14 protein-coding genes are annotated in these 17570 nt (G+C 57.0%); 7 read left to right on the top strand and 7 right to left on the bottom strand.

Annotated features, from left to right (window positions below; all coding sequences use genetic code 11):
- Positions 1-54 precede the first annotated feature (54 nt).
- Both Q9R35_RS01225 and Q9R35_RS01220 read left to right on the top strand, forming a co-directional pair.
- Positions 55-747, top strand: a complete 693-nt coding sequence (locus Q9R35_RS01225) for an ATP-binding cassette domain-containing protein (protein ID WP_042482468.1) — start codon at positions 55-57, stop codon at positions 745-747.
- A 210-nt stretch (positions 748-957) separates the two neighbouring features.
- Entirely contained in the window at positions 958-1599 is a 642-nt protein-coding gene (locus Q9R35_RS01220; protein ID WP_009456629.1) for an OmpW family protein, read from the top strand.
- On the opposite strand, the gene Q9R35_RS01215 is transcribed toward Q9R35_RS01220, so the two are convergent.
- The 4 genes from Q9R35_RS01215 to Q9R35_RS01200 form a co-directional block, all read right to left on the bottom strand.
- Positions 1596-2378 carry an ABC transporter ATP-binding protein gene (locus tag Q9R35_RS01215; RefSeq protein WP_042482471.1) on the bottom strand — a complete coding sequence of 261 codons (783 nt, stop codon included), beginning with the start codon at positions 2376-2378 and terminating at the stop codon, positions 1596-1598. The genes Q9R35_RS01220 and Q9R35_RS01215 overlap by 4 nt on opposite strands.
- A complete protein-coding gene (locus Q9R35_RS01210; RefSeq protein WP_052362908.1) occupies positions 2375-4207 on the bottom strand; it encodes an ABC transporter permease subunit in 1833 nt (610 codons plus the stop codon). The genes Q9R35_RS01215 and Q9R35_RS01210 overlap by 4 nt, the downstream gene beginning before the upstream one ends.
- A 5-nt stretch (positions 4208-4212) precedes the next feature.
- Positions 4213-5250 (bottom strand): branched-chain amino acid ABC transporter permease, encoded by a 1038-nt coding sequence (locus Q9R35_RS01205; RefSeq protein ID WP_042482474.1) that lies wholly within the window; start codon positions 5248-5250, stop codon positions 4213-4215.
- A 138-nt stretch (positions 5251-5388) separates the two neighbouring features.
- The gene (locus Q9R35_RS01200; RefSeq protein ID WP_042482479.1) at positions 5389-6558 is read right to left on the bottom strand and encodes an ABC transporter substrate-binding protein; all 1170 of its coding nucleotides are present in this window, start codon (positions 6556-6558) and stop codon (positions 5389-5391) included.
- A 340-nt stretch (positions 6559-6898) separates the two neighbouring features.
- Here Q9R35_RS01200 and msrB point away from each other — a divergent pair, with 340 nt between their 5' ends.
- The 4 genes from msrB to Q9R35_RS01180 are packed head-to-tail and all read left to right on the top strand — an operon-like array spanning position 6899 to position 8913.
- The gene (gene msrB / locus Q9R35_RS01195) at positions 6899-7294 is read left to right on the top strand and encodes a peptide-methionine (R)-S-oxide reductase MsrB (protein ID WP_045930240.1); all 396 of its coding nucleotides are present in this window, start codon (positions 6899-6901) and stop codon (positions 7292-7294) included.
- Positions 7291-7857 (top strand): septation protein A, encoded by a 567-nt coding sequence (locus Q9R35_RS01190; protein WP_009456639.1) that lies wholly within the window; start codon positions 7291-7293, stop codon positions 7855-7857. Before msrB ends, Q9R35_RS01190 begins: the two co-directional genes overlap by 4 nt.
- Positions 7858-7864: 7 nt before the next feature.
- Entirely contained in the window at positions 7865-8128 is a 264-nt protein-coding gene (locus Q9R35_RS01185; RefSeq protein ID WP_009456641.1) for a BolA family transcriptional regulator, read from the top strand.
- Positions 8129-8136: 8 nt separating this feature from the next.
- Positions 8137-8913, top strand: coding sequence for a peptidylprolyl isomerase (locus Q9R35_RS01180; RefSeq protein WP_045930241.1), 777 nt, complete (start codon positions 8137-8139; stop codon positions 8911-8913).
- A gap of 125 nt (positions 8914-9038) precedes the next feature.
- Here Q9R35_RS01180 and ligA read toward each other — a convergent pair whose 3' ends face one another.
- Genes ligA through smc form a run of 3 tightly spaced genes read right to left on the bottom strand, consistent with a single transcriptional unit; the run spans position 9039 to position 15715 of the window.
- Positions 9039-11126, bottom strand: coding sequence for an NAD-dependent DNA ligase LigA (gene ligA / locus Q9R35_RS01175; RefSeq protein ID WP_311219241.1), 2088 nt, complete (start codon positions 11124-11126; stop codon positions 9039-9041).
- Positions 11123-12145: a cell division protein ZipA C-terminal FtsZ-binding domain-containing protein gene (locus tag Q9R35_RS01170; protein ID WP_311219240.1), complete on the bottom strand. Its 1023-nt coding sequence runs from the start codon at positions 12143-12145 to the stop codon at positions 11123-11125. Before Q9R35_RS01170 ends, ligA begins: the two co-directional genes overlap by 4 nt.
- 45 nt (positions 12146-12190) lie before the next feature.
- Entirely contained in the window at positions 12191-15715 is a 3525-nt protein-coding gene (gene smc, locus Q9R35_RS01165) for a chromosome segregation protein SMC (protein WP_063693028.1), read from the bottom strand.
- A 501-nt stretch (positions 15716-16216) separates the two neighbouring features.
- On the opposite strand from smc, the gene lplT reads away from it, so the two are divergent.
- Positions 16217-17527 (top strand): lysophospholipid transporter LplT, encoded by a 1311-nt coding sequence (gene lplT, locus Q9R35_RS01160; RefSeq protein ID WP_042482497.1) that lies wholly within the window; start codon positions 16217-16219, stop codon positions 17525-17527.
- Positions 17528-17570: the final 43 nt, after the last annotated feature.

Here is a 17570-nt window from a genome sequence, read left to right as displayed (position 1 = left end):
CCAACCAGCCAACGTACAGGCCCATATTGACGACTCACGACAAGGAGCGTTCTCATGACACGGGCTGCCCTGGATATTGAGAATCTGTACGCCTGGCACCGAGAGTTTCCGCTCTTGCGCGGATTGAATTTGCAGGTTGCTGCAGGCGAAATCTGCACCGTACTGAGCCGCAACCGTGCCGGCCGCAGTGCCATGCTACGCGCCATCGTGGGTTTGACGGATAGCCGCCGCGGCTCCATCCGTATTCAAGGCACCGAAGCCATTCATCTGAACCAGCATCAGCTGGCAGATTTGGGCGTGGGCTACAGCCCCTACGAACAAAGCATCTTTACCGGCCTGAGCTGCGAGGAAAACCTTCTGCTGCCACCCGCCATAGGCACCGCCCTGGGTGGCGGTATGTCGCTGGTGCAAATCTACGAGCTGCTGCCCAGCCTGGAGCAACGGCGCCACCACATGGCCACGCAGCTTTCCACTGGCGAGCAGAAAATACTGGCGATTGCACGCTTGCTGCGCACGGGTGTGAATCTGCTGCTTCTGGACAAGGTATCCGAGGGTCTGGCCCCGGTGCAGGCCCAGACACTGAGCAAGTTGATCTGCACACTGCGCAACGAAGGCTACACCATTGTGCTGGCCGAACAATGCCCGCAGTTCTCGGCAGAATTCAGCGATCAGTTTCATGTGCTCGAGCAAGGGCAAATTATCGAGCGATTCGGCCGTAGCGAATTAAGCCATACCGCCCCGGAATAACCGGACAAGCTCCAAGGCTTTCCATTTCCGGGTTGTTACCAAGTGATGCGAAAAACAGACATAGTGCCAAAATTCACTCGGCATGAAGTCTGCTTGCTTGATCTAAAACAAGGTCAGGCGGCCAACTACCTCTGAGGCTTGCTTTGAATCAAATCTGCGGGCCCAGCCCTCATGCACTCTGTAGGCTTTACACACACCTACGGAGCTCCTATGAAATCCCGCCACTTGATTCCAGGTCTGCACCTGTCCTTGCTTGCTGTTGGACTGGCCGCTGTTTTGTATGCGCCTCAAGGCCAAACACACGAAGCGGGTGATTTCTTGCTCAAAGGTGGCGTGACCTGGGTATCCCCAAAATCCAATAACGGCTCTGTGGCTGACGGCACTGTCAAGCTGGACGTAGGCAATAATGCTCGCCCCAGCTTCTCGCTGACCTACATGGCCACCCGCAATATTGGTATTGAGCTGCTGGGCGCTTTCCCCTTCCAGCACAATATCGACAGCAATCTGGGCCGTATCGGCAAGACCAAGCACTTGCCCCCGACCCTGAGCCTGCAATACCACTTCCTGCCTGACAGCGACTTCCAGCCCTATGTCGGCGTGGGCGTGAACTACACCATGTTCTTTGACACCGAATCGCGCGGTGCTCTGGCAGGCTCCGACCTGAAACTGAAAAACAGCTGGGGTTTTGCAGCCCAGGTCGGTGTGGATTACAAGCTGGACAAGAACTGGTTCCTGAACGCTGATGTACGCTACATCAGCATCCGTCCAGACGTGAAACTGAACGGTCAGTCCATTGGCAAAGCCAAGCTGGACCCCGTGGTTGCCACCATCGGGGTCGGCTACCGCTTCTAAGCGCTGGCTTCTTCCTGCTCGCGTTTGCCCTGCCCCAAGCCTAGATAGCTTTCTATCACTCGGGGATTATGAGCCAGGTCAGACGCGGGCCCTTGCAGCACCACATCGCCCGTCTCCAGTACATAACCGTAGTCAGCCACTTGCAAAGCGGCACGAGCATTTTGCTCGACCAGCAAGATGGCCACGCCGGTACTGCGCAGTCGGGCGATGATCATGAAGATCTCCCGCACCACACGCGGCGCCAGGCCCAGGCTGGGTTCATCCAGCATCAGCACTTTGGGTTGCGCCATCAAGGCACGGCCTACGGCCAGCATCTGCCGCTCCCCACCTGACAAAGTCCCTGCCAGCTGAGTACGACGCTCTTTCAAGCGTGGGAACAAGGTGTAAACCTTGTCCATGGTGTCGCGCCAGCCGGGATGACGGGCGCGATACAGGCGAAAGCCGCCCAGCAGAAGATTGTCTTCCACCGTCATGCTGCCAAACAGCTCGCGGCGTTCCGGCACCAGGGAAATGCCAGCCGCCACGCGACGTTCCACTTCCCAATGGCTGATCTCCTGCCCTTCGTACTGCACCGAGCCTGTGCTGCGGCCCACGCTGGGCAAAGAGCCCATCATGGAGTTCAGCAAGGTGGATTTACCAGCACCGTTGGCACCAATCACGGTCACAATGCTGCCGGCACGCACGTCCAGGCTGGCACCCATCACAGCACTGACTTTGCCGTACTGAGCCGCCAGATTGTCTACCTTCAGGATAATGTCTTTCGATTGTGCCGAACTCATAGCGCTGCTCCTGCCGAGGCGGGCTCATTGACCTGATCCAGATCCAGGTCGTCATCAATACCGCCCAGGTAGGCTTCCAGCACCGCTGGATTTTCCTGAATCTCCTTGGGCAAACCTTCGGCCAGCTTGGTGCCAAAATCCATGACAACCAGCTTGTCCGTCAAATTCATGACAAAGTCCATGTCATGCTCAACCAGCAAAATGCTCATGCCTTCGCTACGCAGCTGATCCAGCACTTTGGCCAGTTCCTGCTTTTCCTTGTAGCGCAAGCCAGCCGCCGGCTCGTCCAGCAGCAAGAGCAATGGATCAGAAGCCAGGGCACGGGCAATTTCCAGAATACGTTGCTGACCCAAAGCCAGATTGCCAGCCTCTTCGTACAGGTAGTCCCCCAGACCCACGCGCTCCAGTTGAACAGCAGCTTCATGCAGCAACTCGGCTTCGCTACGACGTTCGGTATGCAGGACGGCGGAGACCACACCGACATTACGACGCAAGTGAGCGCCCAACGCCACGTTTTCCAGAACTGTCATGGTAGGCAGCAATTGCACGTGCTGGAAGGTACGGCCTACGCCCAGGCGAGAAATCTCGCGTGCGGGCTTGCCATCAATCCGCTGCCCCAGGAAACTGACCTGACCGCTGGTAGCCGACAGCACGCCGGTAATCAGGTTAAAGGTCGTGCTCTTGCCTGCGCCATTAGGACCGATCAGGCCCATGATCTGACCCGCATTCAAGGTGAAGCTGATATCGTTCACAGCGACCAGACCACCGAACTCCTTGCGGATCTTGTTCACTTCCAGAACCAGCGAACCCGCCTGGGGACGCTCACGTTGAGGCAGGGCCTCGGCTTGTGGAGGAGGCGCCTGTTTGCGCTTCTGTGCACCGAAAACCTGTTCCCAGGCCTTGTGCAGGATAGGCCACAGACCGTCGCGAGCGTACTGCAAAATCAGCACCATCAAGATACCGAAAACGATCAGCTCGAAGTTGATGTCGGTATTGAGCAGCTTGGGCAGCCAGTTCTGCAACTGGTCTTTCAGGCTCAGTACCAGGGCCGAGCCCAGAACCGCGCCCCAAACACTGCCTGCACCACCCAATACAGCCATGAACAGGTATTCAATACCGTAGTTCAAACCGAAGGGGCTGGGCGACACCGCGCGCTGGTAGTGCGCGTAGAGCCAGCCGGATATGCAAGCCAGCAAGGCGGCGTAAACGAACACAATGACCTTGTAGTTGGCCATGTTCACGCCAAAGGACTCGGCCATGCCGCTGCCGTGCTTCAGAGCGCGAATGGCACGCCCAGGACGTGAGTTCAGCAGGTTGCGTGTACCCCACATGGCCAGCAAGGCAAAAGCCCAGATCAGGTAGTAAATATCCCGGCCCGAGGACAGGGAAATACCGAAGAACTCCAAAGGAGCAATCCCGGAAATACCGTCGTACTGACCCAGGAATTCCAGGTTGCCGAACAGGTAGTACAAGGCCAGACCCCACGCCAGGGTACACAGGGGCAGGAAGTGGCCGGACAAGCGCAGTGTGATCGCGCCCAGAATGTAGGCCACCATCATGGTAATAGCCATGCCAATGAGCAGATTGAACCAGGGCGACCAGCCCAAGCGAGCGGTCAGATAAGCCGTGGTGTACGCACCCAGGCCCACAAACGCAGCCTGACCAAAAGAAGTCAGACCGCCCACGCCCGTCAACAGCACCAGACCCAGCACGACCAAGCTGGTCAAGCCAATATAGTTAAGCTGGGTAATCCAGAATTCGGGCGTTGCGCCCAGCTGCGGCAAAACCAATAGAACCGCAATAAATAGTAGCGTCAGCCAGTGTCTCATGTGATTTACTCCTCATCATCCACGTGCTTGCTACCGAAGGAGCGCCACAACAACACCGGTATCACCATGGTAAATACAATAACTTCTTTGTAGGCACTGGCCCAGAAAGAGGAAAACGCTTCCAGAACCCCCAGGAACAAAGCACCCAAGAGGGTGACGGGGTAGCTGATCAGGCCGCCAAAAATCGCCGCCACAAAACCCTTGAGACCAATCAAAAAGCCTGTGTCGTAGTAGATGGTCGTCACAGGAGCGATCAGCATGCCGGACAAGGCACCAATGGCCGCAGCCAGGGTGAAGGTCAGAGAACCGGACATATTGGTGCTGATACCCACCAGACGGGCACCACGACGGTTCACCGCTGTTGCACGCAAGGCGCGACCATACAGGGTCTTACCGAAAAAGCCCCACAAGGCCAGAATCAGCAGCACGCAAGCGCCCATCACGAAGAAGGTCTGTGCGGACCAGCTTACTGCGCCCAGGGACACTTCCCCTTCCATGAAGGGAGGCGTACGCCAGCCTTCCGGACCGAAGAACACCAGACCCAGGCCCGTCAGCGCAAAGTGCACCGCCACCGAGGTGATCAGCAGCACCAGCACACTGGCTTCGGCAATAGGCTGGTACACCAGTCGATACACCATGGGGCCCAGAGGGATCACGACTGCCAGCGAAAACAGCACGGCCACCCACAAAGGCAGCTCCGAGCTGACAATGGCGGGAGCGGCAAAGTAAACCGCGACAGGGATCACGATATTGACCAGGAACTTGCGGGGCATGCCCACCAAGCTGCGACTGCGCAAGGCAGAGAGCAACTCCAGCAAGAACACCAGCGCACCGGCGATCAATAACAAAATAACGGTTCCCGGCATGCGGCCATTGACTACAAAGGCCAGGGTCAGGGCGCCAAAGGTGACAAACTCACCTTGCGGGATAAAGATGACGCGGGTAACCAGGAAAACCAGAACCAGGGCGAGCCCGAGCAAGGCATAGATGGCGCCATTCAATATGCCATCCTGCAACAAAATTAAAGCGATGGTGGTATCCATGTCGGACAACATCCTGTACAACAAAAAGGGCAAAGGGCTTACGGCAAACGCAGGCCTGTAGCGGGAACGGGTGCCAGGTTCAGCCAGCACCCGCCTCGGAAAAAACCGGCTGGAGAGCCGGTTTTTGCCTGTCAGATATTACAGATCAGGCTGATATGTCCATTTACCGTCGACCACTTTCACGATCACGTGGGCACGTTTGTCCAGGCCTGCGTGGTCCGTGGCGGACATATTGAACACACCTTGGGACGCGGCCAGTTCTTTGGTCTGCTCCAGAGCGTCACGCAAGGCTGCGCGGAACTCCGGGGTACCTGGCTTGGCACCGGACTTCAAGGCTTCCGGAATGGCTTCGGTCACCAGCAAACCGGCATCCCACATGTGGCCACCAAACGTGTTGATGGAGCCAGCGCCGTATTTGGCTTCGTATTTTTCCTTGTACTCCATGGCGGTCTTTTTCACCGAGCTGCTGTCAGGCAGCTGTTCGGCAACCAGCAAAGGACCGGCTGGCAAAATCATGTCGTTACAGTCTTTGCCGCACACACGCAGCACGTCGCTGTTGGCCGCACCGTGTGTCTGGTAAATGATGCCGGCGTAGCCACGGCCTTTCAGTTCACGCTGTGGCAAGGCAACAGGCGTGCCGGAACCGGCGATCAAAATAGCATCAGGCTTGGTGCCCAGCAGCTTCAGAACCTGGCCGGTCACGCTGGTGTCGTTACGACCGTAGCGCTCGGCGCCCAGCACTTTGATGCCTTTGGCTTGAGCGGCTTCGGTAATCACGTTCAGCCAGCCATCTCCGTAGGCATCGTTGTAGCCGATAAAGCCCAGGGTTTTGACGTTTTGCTTGACCATGGCATCGGCCAGAGCGCCAGCCATCAGCTGGTCATTCTGAGGAGTCTTGAACACCCAGGTACGGGCGCCTTCCACAGGATCAACAATCTTGGCGTTGGCGGCCACACTGATCATGGGAGTCTTGGTTTCGCCAGCAACGTCCACCATGGCCAAGGAGCCGGGCGTCACGGAGGTACCGATCACCACGTCGACCTTGTCGTCGGTAATCAGCTTGCGCATATTGCGTACGGCCACGGTGGTATCGGTAGCATCGTCCAGAACGATGTACTCGATTTTCTGGCCGGCCACTTCGGTAGGCAGCAGGCTGACTGTATTGCGCTCGGGAATGCCCAGCGAGGCCGCCGGTCCTGTCGCTGCCACCGTCACACCTACCTTGATCTGCGCGGACACGGCCACGGGCAGGCTCAAGGCCAGGGCTGCAGCCAATGTCGTCAGGCGACCAGTAGTAATGCAGTTCATCCTTTTCTCCCAAATTTTGTTCATTGTTGTGGACCGATTTAACGGTCAAAAAATCGTAATACAGATAATCACCAGCAGATACCAGAAACGTATCAAGTCACGCGGATTTCAGATATTGGTGTTTACCTTAAATATTAAAAGTTTAAATAGTGCACTAACTAAAGTGATAGCTCACGAATTAAGTACCCTGCCCTGCAATTTTCTTTAACGGGGAACCCGCTTGGGAGTCAGGAAGATCTGCACTTTGGAACCCTCTGTTCCAAACGCACTCTAATTGTCGATTACTATGTAGGACTGCGCCTCCTGTAGGCATTGATCTGTTTTTCATAAGGCAGCACACGTGGAAAAAGTACGTAAAACCGAGGCCGAGTGGCGCGCCCAGCTCAGCCCCGAAGAATTCTATGTCACCCGTCAGAAAGGGACGGAACGTGCCTTTACCGGCCGCTACTGGGACACCACCACGCCCGGCATTTACCGCTGCGTGGGCTGCGGCACGCCCCTGTTTGCTTCGGACACCAAGTTTGATGCCGGTTGCGGCTGGCCCAGCTACTTCACCCCCCTGAACCCGGACAATGTGCGCGAGGAACTGGATACCAGCCACGGCATGCGGCGCACCGAAGTGCTGTGCAATGTCTGCGATGCTCATTTGGGCCACGTCTTTGAAGACGGTCCCCCACCCACTGGGCTACGATATTGCATTAACTCTCTATCCATGACTTTTGAACCCGAAGCATGAAGAAGCTTTTATTTGATCTGTTCCCGCTGGTTCTGTTCTTTCTGGCGTTTCGCTTCTCCGACATCTATGTGGCAACCGGCGTGGCCATGGCTGCCTCGGTCCTGCAGATACTCTGGCTAAAGCTCACCAGCAAGGCGATCGAGACCTCGCACTGGATCAATCTGGCCGTCATTGTGGTCTTTGGCGGTGCCACCCTGTTCTTCCACAACGATGTCTTCATCCGCTGGAAGCCCACGGTGCTGTACTGGATCTTCGCGCTGGTGCTGCTGGGCGGACGTTACCTGATGCATCGCAACCTGATGCAAAAATTCATGGGCACCCACCTGGTGTTGCCCGGCCATGTCTGGGACAAATTAAACCTGGTCTGGGCGAGCTTTTTTGTCGCCATGGGCCTGGTCAATCTGTACGTTGCCTTCTCGGGCCACTTTACCGAATCCCAATGGGTCAACTTCAAGGCCTTTGGCCTGCTCGGTTTGATGCTGGTGTTTGTCGTTGCCCAATCCTTGTGGCTGGGCCGCTACCTGCAAGACTCTTCCGACAACTCCACTCCCCCCAAATCTTGATTTCGCCATGACAGACGCACTTGCTTCCCTGATTCACGAACGGCTCCAGGCACTGGAACCGTCGGAACTGGACATCATCAATGAGTCCCATCTGCACGCTGGCCACGCCGGTGCACAAGGTGGTGCAAGCCACTTTCGGGTGATCATCGCCTCGAAACAATTTGATGGAATTTCAACACTGGCACGACACAGACTTGTGTATGATCGCGTCCACGATCTAATGCCTTTCCCGATTCACGCATTGGCTATTCAAGCCAAAACCACCGCTTAAGGATGCTCATGAAACGTATTGCCGCATTTGCCCTGACCTGCGCTATGGCTGCTCCCGTCTATGCACAGACGATTGCCACCGTAAACGGCAAAAACCTCACGCAAAAAGACCTGGATCAGTTCGTCGCCGTTCTGGTCGAGCAAGGCGCCAAGGACTCGCCCGAGTTGCGTGAGCAAGTCAAACAGGAAATGGTCAACCGTCTGGCCGTGGTGCAAGCCGCTGAAAAAGCCGGTATCGACAAGACCAACCAGGTTCAGCAAGAGCTGGAACTGGCCCGCCAGAGCATTCTGGTTCGTGCCTTGATGGCCGATTACCTGAAAAAGAATCCCGTCACCGACGCCGATCTGACCAAGGAATACAACACCATCAAGGCGATGGAAGAAGGTCAGCAGGAATACAAGGTACGCCACATTCTGGTCAAGGACGAGGCAGCTGCCAAAGACCTGCTGGCAAAGATCAAGTCCAAGAAAGTCAGCTTTGCTGATGCGGCCAAGAAAGACTCCATCGACACCGGTAGCGGCCAGCAAGGCGGCGATCTGGGCTGGGCTCCTAGCTCCACCTACGTGCCCGAGTTCGCTCAGGCTGTAGAGAAGATGAAAAAAGGCGAGCTGAGCGCTGCGCCTGTGCAGTCGCAGTTTGGCTGGCACATCATCCAGGTGGACGATGCTCGCCCTGTGACCTTCCCGGCCATGGCTGAAGTCAAGCCTCAGCTGGAAGAAATGATGCGTCAGCGCAAGCTGGCCGAGTACCAGCAGAAAATCCTGAAAGAAGCCAACATCAAGTAATGGCCTTGACGGCCGCTTTGTCTTCTCGATAAAGCGGCTTGCAGGAAAAACAAATATGGCGCCTCAAGGGCGCCATATTTGTTTGTGGTGAAGATCGTTCACTGAATGTTGTTCATGGGGGTGCTTTACTCACCCGCCAATAAAGCCAGAAACTGGGCTTCATCCAAAATGGTCACGCCTAATTCCTGCGCCTTGGTCAGCTTGGAACCGGCCTCTGCCCCCGCCAGCACATAAGCAGTCTTTTTGGAGACCGAGCCGCTGGCCTTGCCCCCTGCCTCCAATACGCGGCGCGTGGCTTCGTCACGGCTCATGCTGGGGAGCGTACCTGTAATGACCACCGTTTTACCCGCCAGCGGCAGATTAGCGCTATTGGCGCGGGCTTGTGTCTGTTGAGGTATCACCCCAGCCGCCAGCAAATCATCCAGAGCCTCACGATTATGTGGTTCCTGGAAGAAGTGCCGCACGGAAGCCGCGACGACCGGGCCAACTTCGTTGACTTGCAGCAGCGCCTCTTCATCAGCCTGCTCCAAAGCCTGCAAGGAGCCAAAATGCTGTGCCAGATCGCGCGCCGTGGTCTCGCCCACATGGCGGATACCCAAGGCGTAAACCAGGCGATTCAAGGCCGGCTCACGCACTTTGTCGATCGCCTCAATCAGGTTCTCGGCCGACTTGCGGCCCATGCGCTCCAGCAGCACCAGCTTTTCAACTTTCAGCTTGAAAATATCAGCCAAGGTATGGACCAGACCTGTTTCCACCAGTTGGTCCACCAGCTTTTCACCCAAGCCTTCAATGTCCAGCGCTTTACGGCTGGCTGCATGAATCAGGGTTTGCTTGCGCTGGGCGGGACAAATCAGGCCGCCGGTACACCGCCAGGCGGACTCTCCTTCCAGACGCTCCAGAGCCGACTGACAAGCGGGGCACTCCTTGACCATCTCGAAAGGCACGCTGCTTTCAGGGCGCTGTTCCAGCACCACAGCAACTACTTCGGGGATCACATCACCGGCACGGCGCACCACGACGGTATCTCCAGCACGCACATCTTTGCGACGCACTTCGTCTTCGTTATGCAGCGTGGCATTGGTAACCGTGACACCGCCCACGAAAACCGGCTTCAAGCGCGCAACCGGCGTGACCACACCCGTGCGGCCGACTTGAAACTCAATGCTCTCCACACGCGTCATTTCTTCTTGCGCGGGGAATTTATGAGCAACGGCAAAGCGCGGCGCACGGGCCACATAGCCCAGAACACGCTGCGCAGCCAGGGAGTTGACCTTGTAGACCACACCGTCAATTTCAAAGGGCAAACCGGGACGGCGCTGCTGAGTTTCACCATAGAAATCCAGCAGACCCTGCACGCCCTGCACGACTTTACGGTCGCGGCTCAACGGCATGCCCAGGCTTTCCAGCCAGTCCATCATGCCCGATTGGGTATCACGGGGCAGTGCCTCGCCCGCAGGCTCTGCAAACAAGGCATTTTGCGGCTGATTTGCGGCAGGCATAGGGCTGACCTCACCCCAACCATAGGCAAAAAAACGCAAAGGCCGCTTGGCTGTAATCTTGGGGTCCAGTTGACGCAAACTACCTGCGGCCGCATTGCGCGGATTCACAAATACTTTCTCGCCACGCTTGGTCTGGTTCTCGTTCAGGCGCTCAAAGTCCGCCCGGTTCATCAGAACCTCGCCTCGCACTTCCAGCACGGCGGGCAATTGTGCCGCATCGCCGAGCAAGCGCAGAGGAATGGATTTGATAGTACGAATATTGCTGGTGACGTCCTCGCCCGTGGTGCCATCACCGCGAGTCGATGCCTGCACCAACAGACCTTGTTCATAGCGCAGGCTGATCGCCAGGCCGTCAAACTTGTATTCAGCCAGATAATCTACCCGACGATCCAAGCCGACCACACCTGCGTCGACCAAGGTATCGGCGACACGTTTGTCGAAAGCCTGCACTTCCTCGTCATCAAAGGCATTACCCAGAGACAGCATGGGAACAGCGTGCTGAACCGTGTCAAAGCCGTCCAGCGGCGCTGCACCCACGCGCTGCGTGGGTGAGTCCGGAGTAATCCATTCCGGGTGCTCGGCTTCCAGCGCCAGCAGCTCGTTCATCAATGCGTCGTATTGCGCGTCCGAAATGCTGGGTGCATCCTGAACGTAATAGGCCCAGTTATGCTGGGCCAGTTCTTCATGTAACTGCTGTACTCGCTTCAAGCTCACGAAAAAATCCTGCCTGTACGTTCCTGGCCTGCTGTAAAGCCAGCCTGCTCCAGGCGTTCGTACAGATTACTTAGTTGTTCATCAATGTTTTGATCGGTGCTCTCAGGCAAGGGACGACCTTGATCATCCAGCACCACGCCATCCAGACGGCTGGCCAGATCGCGGGCCACGGTAGCCATGCGGCTGAAGGCATGATCGTCCGCCGGGCTGTTGGGCAAATCCAGCAGCAAGTCGATACGCTCGATGCTGGCCGACTGAATATCCTTGGGCTGGGCGCCATCGAACATGGCGGTAAAACGGGGCTGACCCGAATCCGCCAGCCAGGCCAGCTGCTGGCCAAAGGGCAGAAAGCCCGCATCCTTGACCATCTGAATCACGGACGAAGCAGGCATGGGGCCGGGCAAGCGCACCGACACACCCACCAGAGCATCCAGGTCAGCGCAGGTATTATCCAGGGCAGCGGCACGACGCAACACGTCATCTTGCTCGGGCCCTTCTACCGCGCCATCAAACTGCTGGGCCAGCGCTTGCGCAGCCATCCAGACCTGCGACCACTCAATCGCCGACAAGGGACCGCTGCGATTGGCCAGCAAAACGGCAATCTGCATGCTGGCGTAGGACTCGCCCGAACGCAAACGAGCACGGTGACCGCCCCCTTCGCATTCAGCAAAATAACGCACAGGCTTGGCACCCGTACGCGAGACCGACTGCAGGGCTTGGGCCAGATCCTGCGCATCTAAGGGTTGGCTGAAACTGATGTCGATGACGGCCTCGGTCGTGCAGTCGGCCTCGGCCGCATCGTGCTCACCATCAGCAGACGCAACATCCCCGCCACGCGTCATGCTGGGCTCGCGGCGTTCCAGCTCGGTAAGCTGGCTCATCAGGGGATCGGTGTCCCCATCCGGGAATTGGCTTTGCATCTGCTGGCGCACTCGGCGGTCTTGCCACCAGTTAAAGACCACCACGAGCAAGATGAGCAAAATGCCCAATAAAATCAGTGCGATTTGCAAATCACTCATTGTCAGTTCCGTCGAATCAACACTAGCGGATTAAAAAAAACAGGCTTACACGCTGCTCATTTGCATGGCAGCGTCTACGTCCACTGCCACAATTCGGGATACACCCTGCTCTTGCATCGTGACCCCGATCAGTTGTTTGGCCATTTGCATGGCAATTTTATTGTGAGAAATAAATAAAAACTGGGTTTGGTCGCTCATGCTGGCCACCAGATTGGCATAGCGTTCGGTATTCGCATCATCCAGCGGCGCATCCACCTCGTCCAGCAAACAAAACGGGGCAGGGTTCAGCTTGAAGAAGGCAAAAACCAGTGCAGTCGCGGTCAATGCCTTTTCACCACCCGAGAGCAAATGAATCGTGCTATTGCGCTTGCCCGGCGGTTGGGCCATGACCTGCACCCCAGCCTCCAGCACTTCATCGCCCACCATTGTCAGTTTAGCCTCTCCACCACCAAATAGCCTTGGGAAAAGCTCGCCAAAGTGCTGATTAACGATGTTGAATGTTTCCATGAGCAACTGGCGCGTCTCGCGGTCAATCTTGCGAATCGCGTCTTCCAGAGTCTCGATGGCATCACTCAAATCCTTATGCTGGGCATCCAGGTAGGTCTTGCGTTCTTGCGCTGTAGTCAGCTCTTCAAGGGCCGCCAGGTTCACCGGGCCCAGGCCTTCAATCTGGCGCGAGATACGCTGCACTTCAGACTGCAACCAGCCCACACGCTGCCATTCTGGTGTCTTTTCCTGTAACAAGCTCCACAGTTCGGAACGGTTCACCTTTCTGCTGTCCAGCTGTTCAGCAAACTGTTCGACCGCCAGACGCGAGGCTTGTTCCTGCAACTGCAATTCGGTAACTTGCTCGCGCAAGGGCCCCAGATTCTTTTCATTCTCGGCACGGGCCTGCTCATGCTCACGCAATTGAGCAGCCAAGGTATCGAGCTGAATTTTTGCCAGGCGAACGGCTTCTTCACGTTCCGCGCGCAACTCCAGCGCGTCCTGCAAACCAGCTTGTGCGGCAGAGGCATCCAGATCCAGCAATTCGCCTTGCAAGCCTTCCAGCTGACCGGCCGTGCGTTGTGCCTGCTCCTGCGCCAGAGCCAGGTTGCGCTCCAGTTCAGCCATACGCTGTACCAACGTGCGCTCGGCAAACTGGGCATCATGCACAGCGCGTTCGCGCTCGTGTACGGTACGGCGGGCCTGTTCGGCCAGTTCCGCGCCCTTCTCGCCTTCCATCTGCGCTTCGGCAAACACGCCTTGATGCTCGGCCAGCTCCTCGTCCAGCGCTTCAAAACGGGCCTCGAACTCCTCGCGGTTCGCCTGCAACTCTTCGCGCTGTACCGCCAGCTCTTCCAGCTCTTCGTTGATGCGGCTACCACGCTCTTGCGACTGCTGCGCCTGTTGTGCCAGCTTGGAGTGCTCCAGCTGCACATCGTGCATACGGGCTGTCAGCTCGCCGACACGGGCTCGGGCCGGAACCAGACCGTTACGCACTTGCTGCAGGGCCATTTCGGCCTGGGTGCTGGTATGACCCAACTCGTCCACAATCAGTTGGGCGCCACGCAGCTCTCGCTCCAGATGCGCAATTTCCTGCTGACGAGCCAGCATCCCGGCCTGTTCGGAGTCTGGTGCATAAAAGCGAATGCTGTGCTTATCCACCAAATGACCGTCACGCACCACAATGGCCATTTGATCCGTCAACTGCTCGCGCACGCTCAGGGCCTGCTTCAAATCCTGACAGACATAGACCTGGTGCAACCAGTTATCCAGCAAGCTGCGCAAGCCGCCTTCCTGCTGCCGCAGTACCGAGGTCAGCAAAGGCAAATCCAGAGCAGGCTTGGCCGGCGCCCCCGCTTCGGGCAACTGGTAAAAACTTAAACGAGCAGGTGGCGCATCACTGGCGAAAGCAGCCGCCATATCCAGGCGACGCAGCTCCAAAGCCGTCATGCGCTCGCGCAGCACGGCTTCCAGCGCGGTTTCCCACCCTTTTTCCACGTCCAGGCTTTGCCAAAGACGCTTCATGCTCTCCAGCCCGTGCTTGGCCAGCCAGGGTTCCAGCGTTCCCTTGCGGGCCACGTCTTCCTGCAAACGGCTCAAGGCCAGATGACGCGCTTCCAGACGGGCCATGTCCTGCCCGCCTTGCACAGCTTGTTCCTGCGCTTTCTTGCGCTCTTCTTCCAGTCGGGGAAGCTGGGCTTCCAGATGCTGCATATGCTCCTGAGCTTGCTGCAACTGATTTTGCAGCATGTTCAGATCGCCTTGCAGGCGTTCCAGATTGTCCGGGTCCGGAGCATTGAGTTCGCGCAGCTCCTGCTTCAAGCGCTCCTGACGCTGCTCCACGCCTTGAATCTGGCGATCCGCATCACGCTGCGATTGCGCAGCCAACGCCAGATTCTGCTCCAGACGAGCCAACGCCATGCGCATTTCGTCCCGACGCTGGGCTTGTTCGCGTACGCGCAGCTCCAGATCGGGCAAGGCGCCTTGCGCCTCCTCCAGCAGAATCTGTAATTCTTCCAGCTTTACCGCGGCTTCTTCGCGCTGCTGCTCACTGTTTTCCAGTTCTTGCTGGCAATGCTCTTGTTGTTCAATCCAGTCATGCTGCTGTTGTTCCAGTTGCTCACGGCGCTGCGCCATGCGGCTGCGCGAATCCAGTACGTGGCGGATTTCCGCTTCCAGGCTGGATACTTGAGAGCCCGCCTCATACAGCTGGCTTTGCGCCAGATGCAAGGCGTCACCAGCCTGCAAATGAGCCTGTCGCTGTGACTCCAACGCAGACTCGGTATGCCGCAAGCCGGCAATCGATTCTTCCAGTTTGGTCTGAGCTTGCTCAATCGCCAGGAAACGGGCTTTCTGATCGCCCTGCGCATTGGACTCTTTCAATAACCACAGCAGGTTTTGCTTGAGCTCGCCATCTTGCTGCAAGTCACGATACTGGCGCGCCACTTCGGCCTGCGCCTGCAATTTCTCCAGCTGCGCATCCAGTTCCCTTTGGATATCTTCCACACGCAGCAGGTTTTCGCGGGTATCACGCAAGCGGCTTTCTGTTTCGCGGCGACGCTCCTTGTAGCGCGATACACCCGCAGCTTCTTCCAGAAACACGCGCAACTCTTCGGGCTTGGCTTCGATCAGGCGGTTGATCATGCCCTGCCCGATGATGGCGTAACCACGCGCCCCCAGACCCGTCCCCAGAAAAATGTCGTGAATGTCACGCCGACGAACGGCCTGATTGTTCAGAAAATAGCTGCTGGTTCCGTCCCGACTCAAGACACGCCGTACCGAGATCTCGGCATAGGTGCTCCACTGGCCCGAGGCCCGCCCCTCAGAATTATCGAAAACCAGCTCAACCGATGCCCGCCCCGCCGGTTTGCGTTGCGAGGAGCCATTGAAAATCACGTCCTGCATGGACTCGCCACGCAGCTCGGAGGCTTTGCTCTCGCCCAGCACCCAGCGCACCGCATCGATGATGTTGGATTTTCCACAGCCGTTGGGCCCGACAACGCCAACCAACTGACTGGGAGTTGGAATGGAGGTCGGGTCCACAAAGGATTTGAAACCAGCTAGTTTGATCTGGGTTAGACGCACAGGGTAGAAGTCAGCTCAGAAAAGACCAATTTGAACAGGCGCGCAGGCGCATTTCTATCTGCCTGGCACCGCGAATCGTATGATACCGCAGCACCTGCCACCCATAGCAAAGACGGCTAAAAAACAAATGAAAACCAGGCCATGGCTGCAAGAATGATAAGGCAGTACATACCCCTATGCCGTCAAGCCCTGTTTACCCTGCTTGGCACGCGGGAAAGCAGGCTCAGGCAAGGCATCTACAATAGGGCTTGAGCAAGCTGCGCCCGGCCCGAAAATCCGAGCAGACACACACCTGCAATGAATTTCTAATACCACTGCCCCCGCAGTCCCTGTTATTCTTGCTCCCCATCTCTCTTCGTAAATTTCGCACCGGCTCAGGCTTTATCAGGAAAACTGTGGTGAGCAGCCCCCAGCCAGCTCGTCCTGCCTGATACCTGACCTTGATTCGTGTCTTGCAGTCACCGTACTGTTTTGAAAAGACACACGCATTCGGGATGTATTTTGAATAAAGGATTTTATCTGGTCATGGCCGCGCAGGCATTGTCGTCAGTTGCCGACAATGCCTTGCTGATCGCCGCCATCGCCCTGATCGCTGACCTGCACGGACCTATCTGGATGGTCCCCATGATGAAATGGTGGTTTGCGCTGTCCTACGTGCTATTGGCCGCCTTTGTAGGTGCCTTTGCCGACTCGTATCCCAAGGGCCGGGTGATGTTCGCCACCAACGCCATCAAGCTGATCGGCTGTATGTTGATGTTCTGCCACCAGTACTTTGGCATGAACGACTCCCAGCAACTGGTTCTGGTCTTTGTCTCCTACACCCTGGTTGGTATCGGTGCTGCCGCCTACTCCCCGGCCAAGTACGGCATCGTCACCGAGATGCTCAAGCCCGAACAGTTGGTCAAGGGCAATAGCTGGATTGAAGGGCTGACTGTTCTGTCCATCATCGGCGGCACGGTGCTGGGCGGTGTCCTGATCAACCCGTCTATCGCCAGCTCGCTGGCCGAACACCCATTGATTGCACCTTTGGCCCAGACACGTGCCGAAGTCGCTATCTTGCTGATTTCCTTTATCTATCTGTCGGCGGCCCTGTGCAATCTGCTGATCCCACGCACCAATATCGACTACCCGCCCCAGCAAAAGAACCCCATTTTGCTGCTCAAGGAATTCCGTACCTACGTGCACATTCTGTGGCGTGACAAGCTGGGCCAGATCTCGCTGGCCGTGACAACCCTGTTCTGGGGTGCCGGTGCCACGCTGCAATTCATTGTGATCGAGTGGGGCGCTCAGCATCTGGGCTATCGCCTGGACCAGGCCTCCGTCCTGATGGGCGTTGCCGCTTTGGGCACGGTCTTTGGCGCCGTCTTTGCCGCCCGCGTTCCCTTGAAGAAATCCCTGGCCGTTCTGCCAGTGGGCGTGGCAATGGGCTTTGTCGTTCTGCTCATGCCTTTGGTGCATGAGAAATGGGCGGTCTACACCCTGCTGATGGGTATTGGTGGCTTGTCCGGCTTTTTCGTCGTCCCCATGAATGCCCTGCTGCAACATCGCGGCCACGTGATGCTGTCGGCCGGTCACTCCATTGCCGTACAGAACTTCAATGAGCAACTGAACATTCTGTTCATGCTGGCGCTGTACAGCCTGCTGCTGTGGCTGCGTTTGCCCATCAACTACATCATTGTGTTCTTTGGCCTGATGGTAGCGTCCTTGATGACGGTATTCATCATCTGGAAAAACGCCAATCTGCGCGCGCACCCCGAGCTGGAAGCCTGCATTGGTCAGGAAGGTCATGGACAGGCCTTGACGGCCAAATAAAAAAAGCCCCTTCGGGGGCTTTTTTTTATCTTGAGACAAACCG

The sequence above is a fragment of the Alcaligenes sp. AB3 genome (genome assembly GCF_031844565.1).
GTDB lineage: Bacteria > Pseudomonadota > Gammaproteobacteria > Burkholderiales > Burkholderiaceae_B > Alcaligenes > Alcaligenes faecalis.
This window is presented reverse-complemented; position numbering and strand designations above follow the sequence as displayed.

Bases quoted from the DNA above. Each gene is read 5' to 3' on its own strand.
- Q9R35_RS01205 (WP_042482474.1), bottom strand. From the start codon at position 5,250: ATGGATACCACCATCGCTTTAATTTTGTTGCAGGATGGCATATTGAAT.
- Q9R35_RS01225 (WP_042482468.1), top strand. From the start codon at position 55: ATGACACGGGCTGCCCTGGATATTGAGAATCTGTACGCCTGGCACCGA.
- Q9R35_RS01215 (WP_042482471.1), bottom strand. From the start codon at position 2,378: ATGAGTTCGGCACAATCGAAAGACATTATCCTGAAGGTAGACAATCTG.
- Q9R35_RS01220 (WP_009456629.1), top strand. From the start codon at position 958: ATGAAATCCCGCCACTTGATTCCAGGTCTGCACCTGTCCTTGCTTGCT.
- Q9R35_RS01180 (WP_045930241.1), top strand. From the start codon at position 8,137: ATGAAACGTATTGCCGCATTTGCCCTGACCTGCGCTATGGCTGCTCCC.
- Q9R35_RS01200 (WP_042482479.1), bottom strand. From the start codon at position 6,558: ATGAACTGCATTACTACTGGTCGCCTGACGACATTGGCTGCAGCCCTG.
- Q9R35_RS01210 (WP_052362908.1), bottom strand. From the start codon at position 4,207: ATGAGACACTGGCTGACGCTACTATTTATTGCGGTTCTATTGGTTTTG.
- Q9R35_RS01190 (WP_009456639.1), top strand. From the start codon at position 7,291: ATGAAGAAGCTTTTATTTGATCTGTTCCCGCTGGTTCTGTTCTTTCTG.
- Q9R35_RS01185 (WP_009456641.1), top strand. From the start codon at position 7,865: ATGACAGACGCACTTGCTTCCCTGATTCACGAACGGCTCCAGGCACTG.
- Q9R35_RS01170 (WP_311219240.1), bottom strand. From the start codon at position 12,145: ATGAGTGATTTGCAAATCGCACTGATTTTATTGGGCATTTTGCTCATC.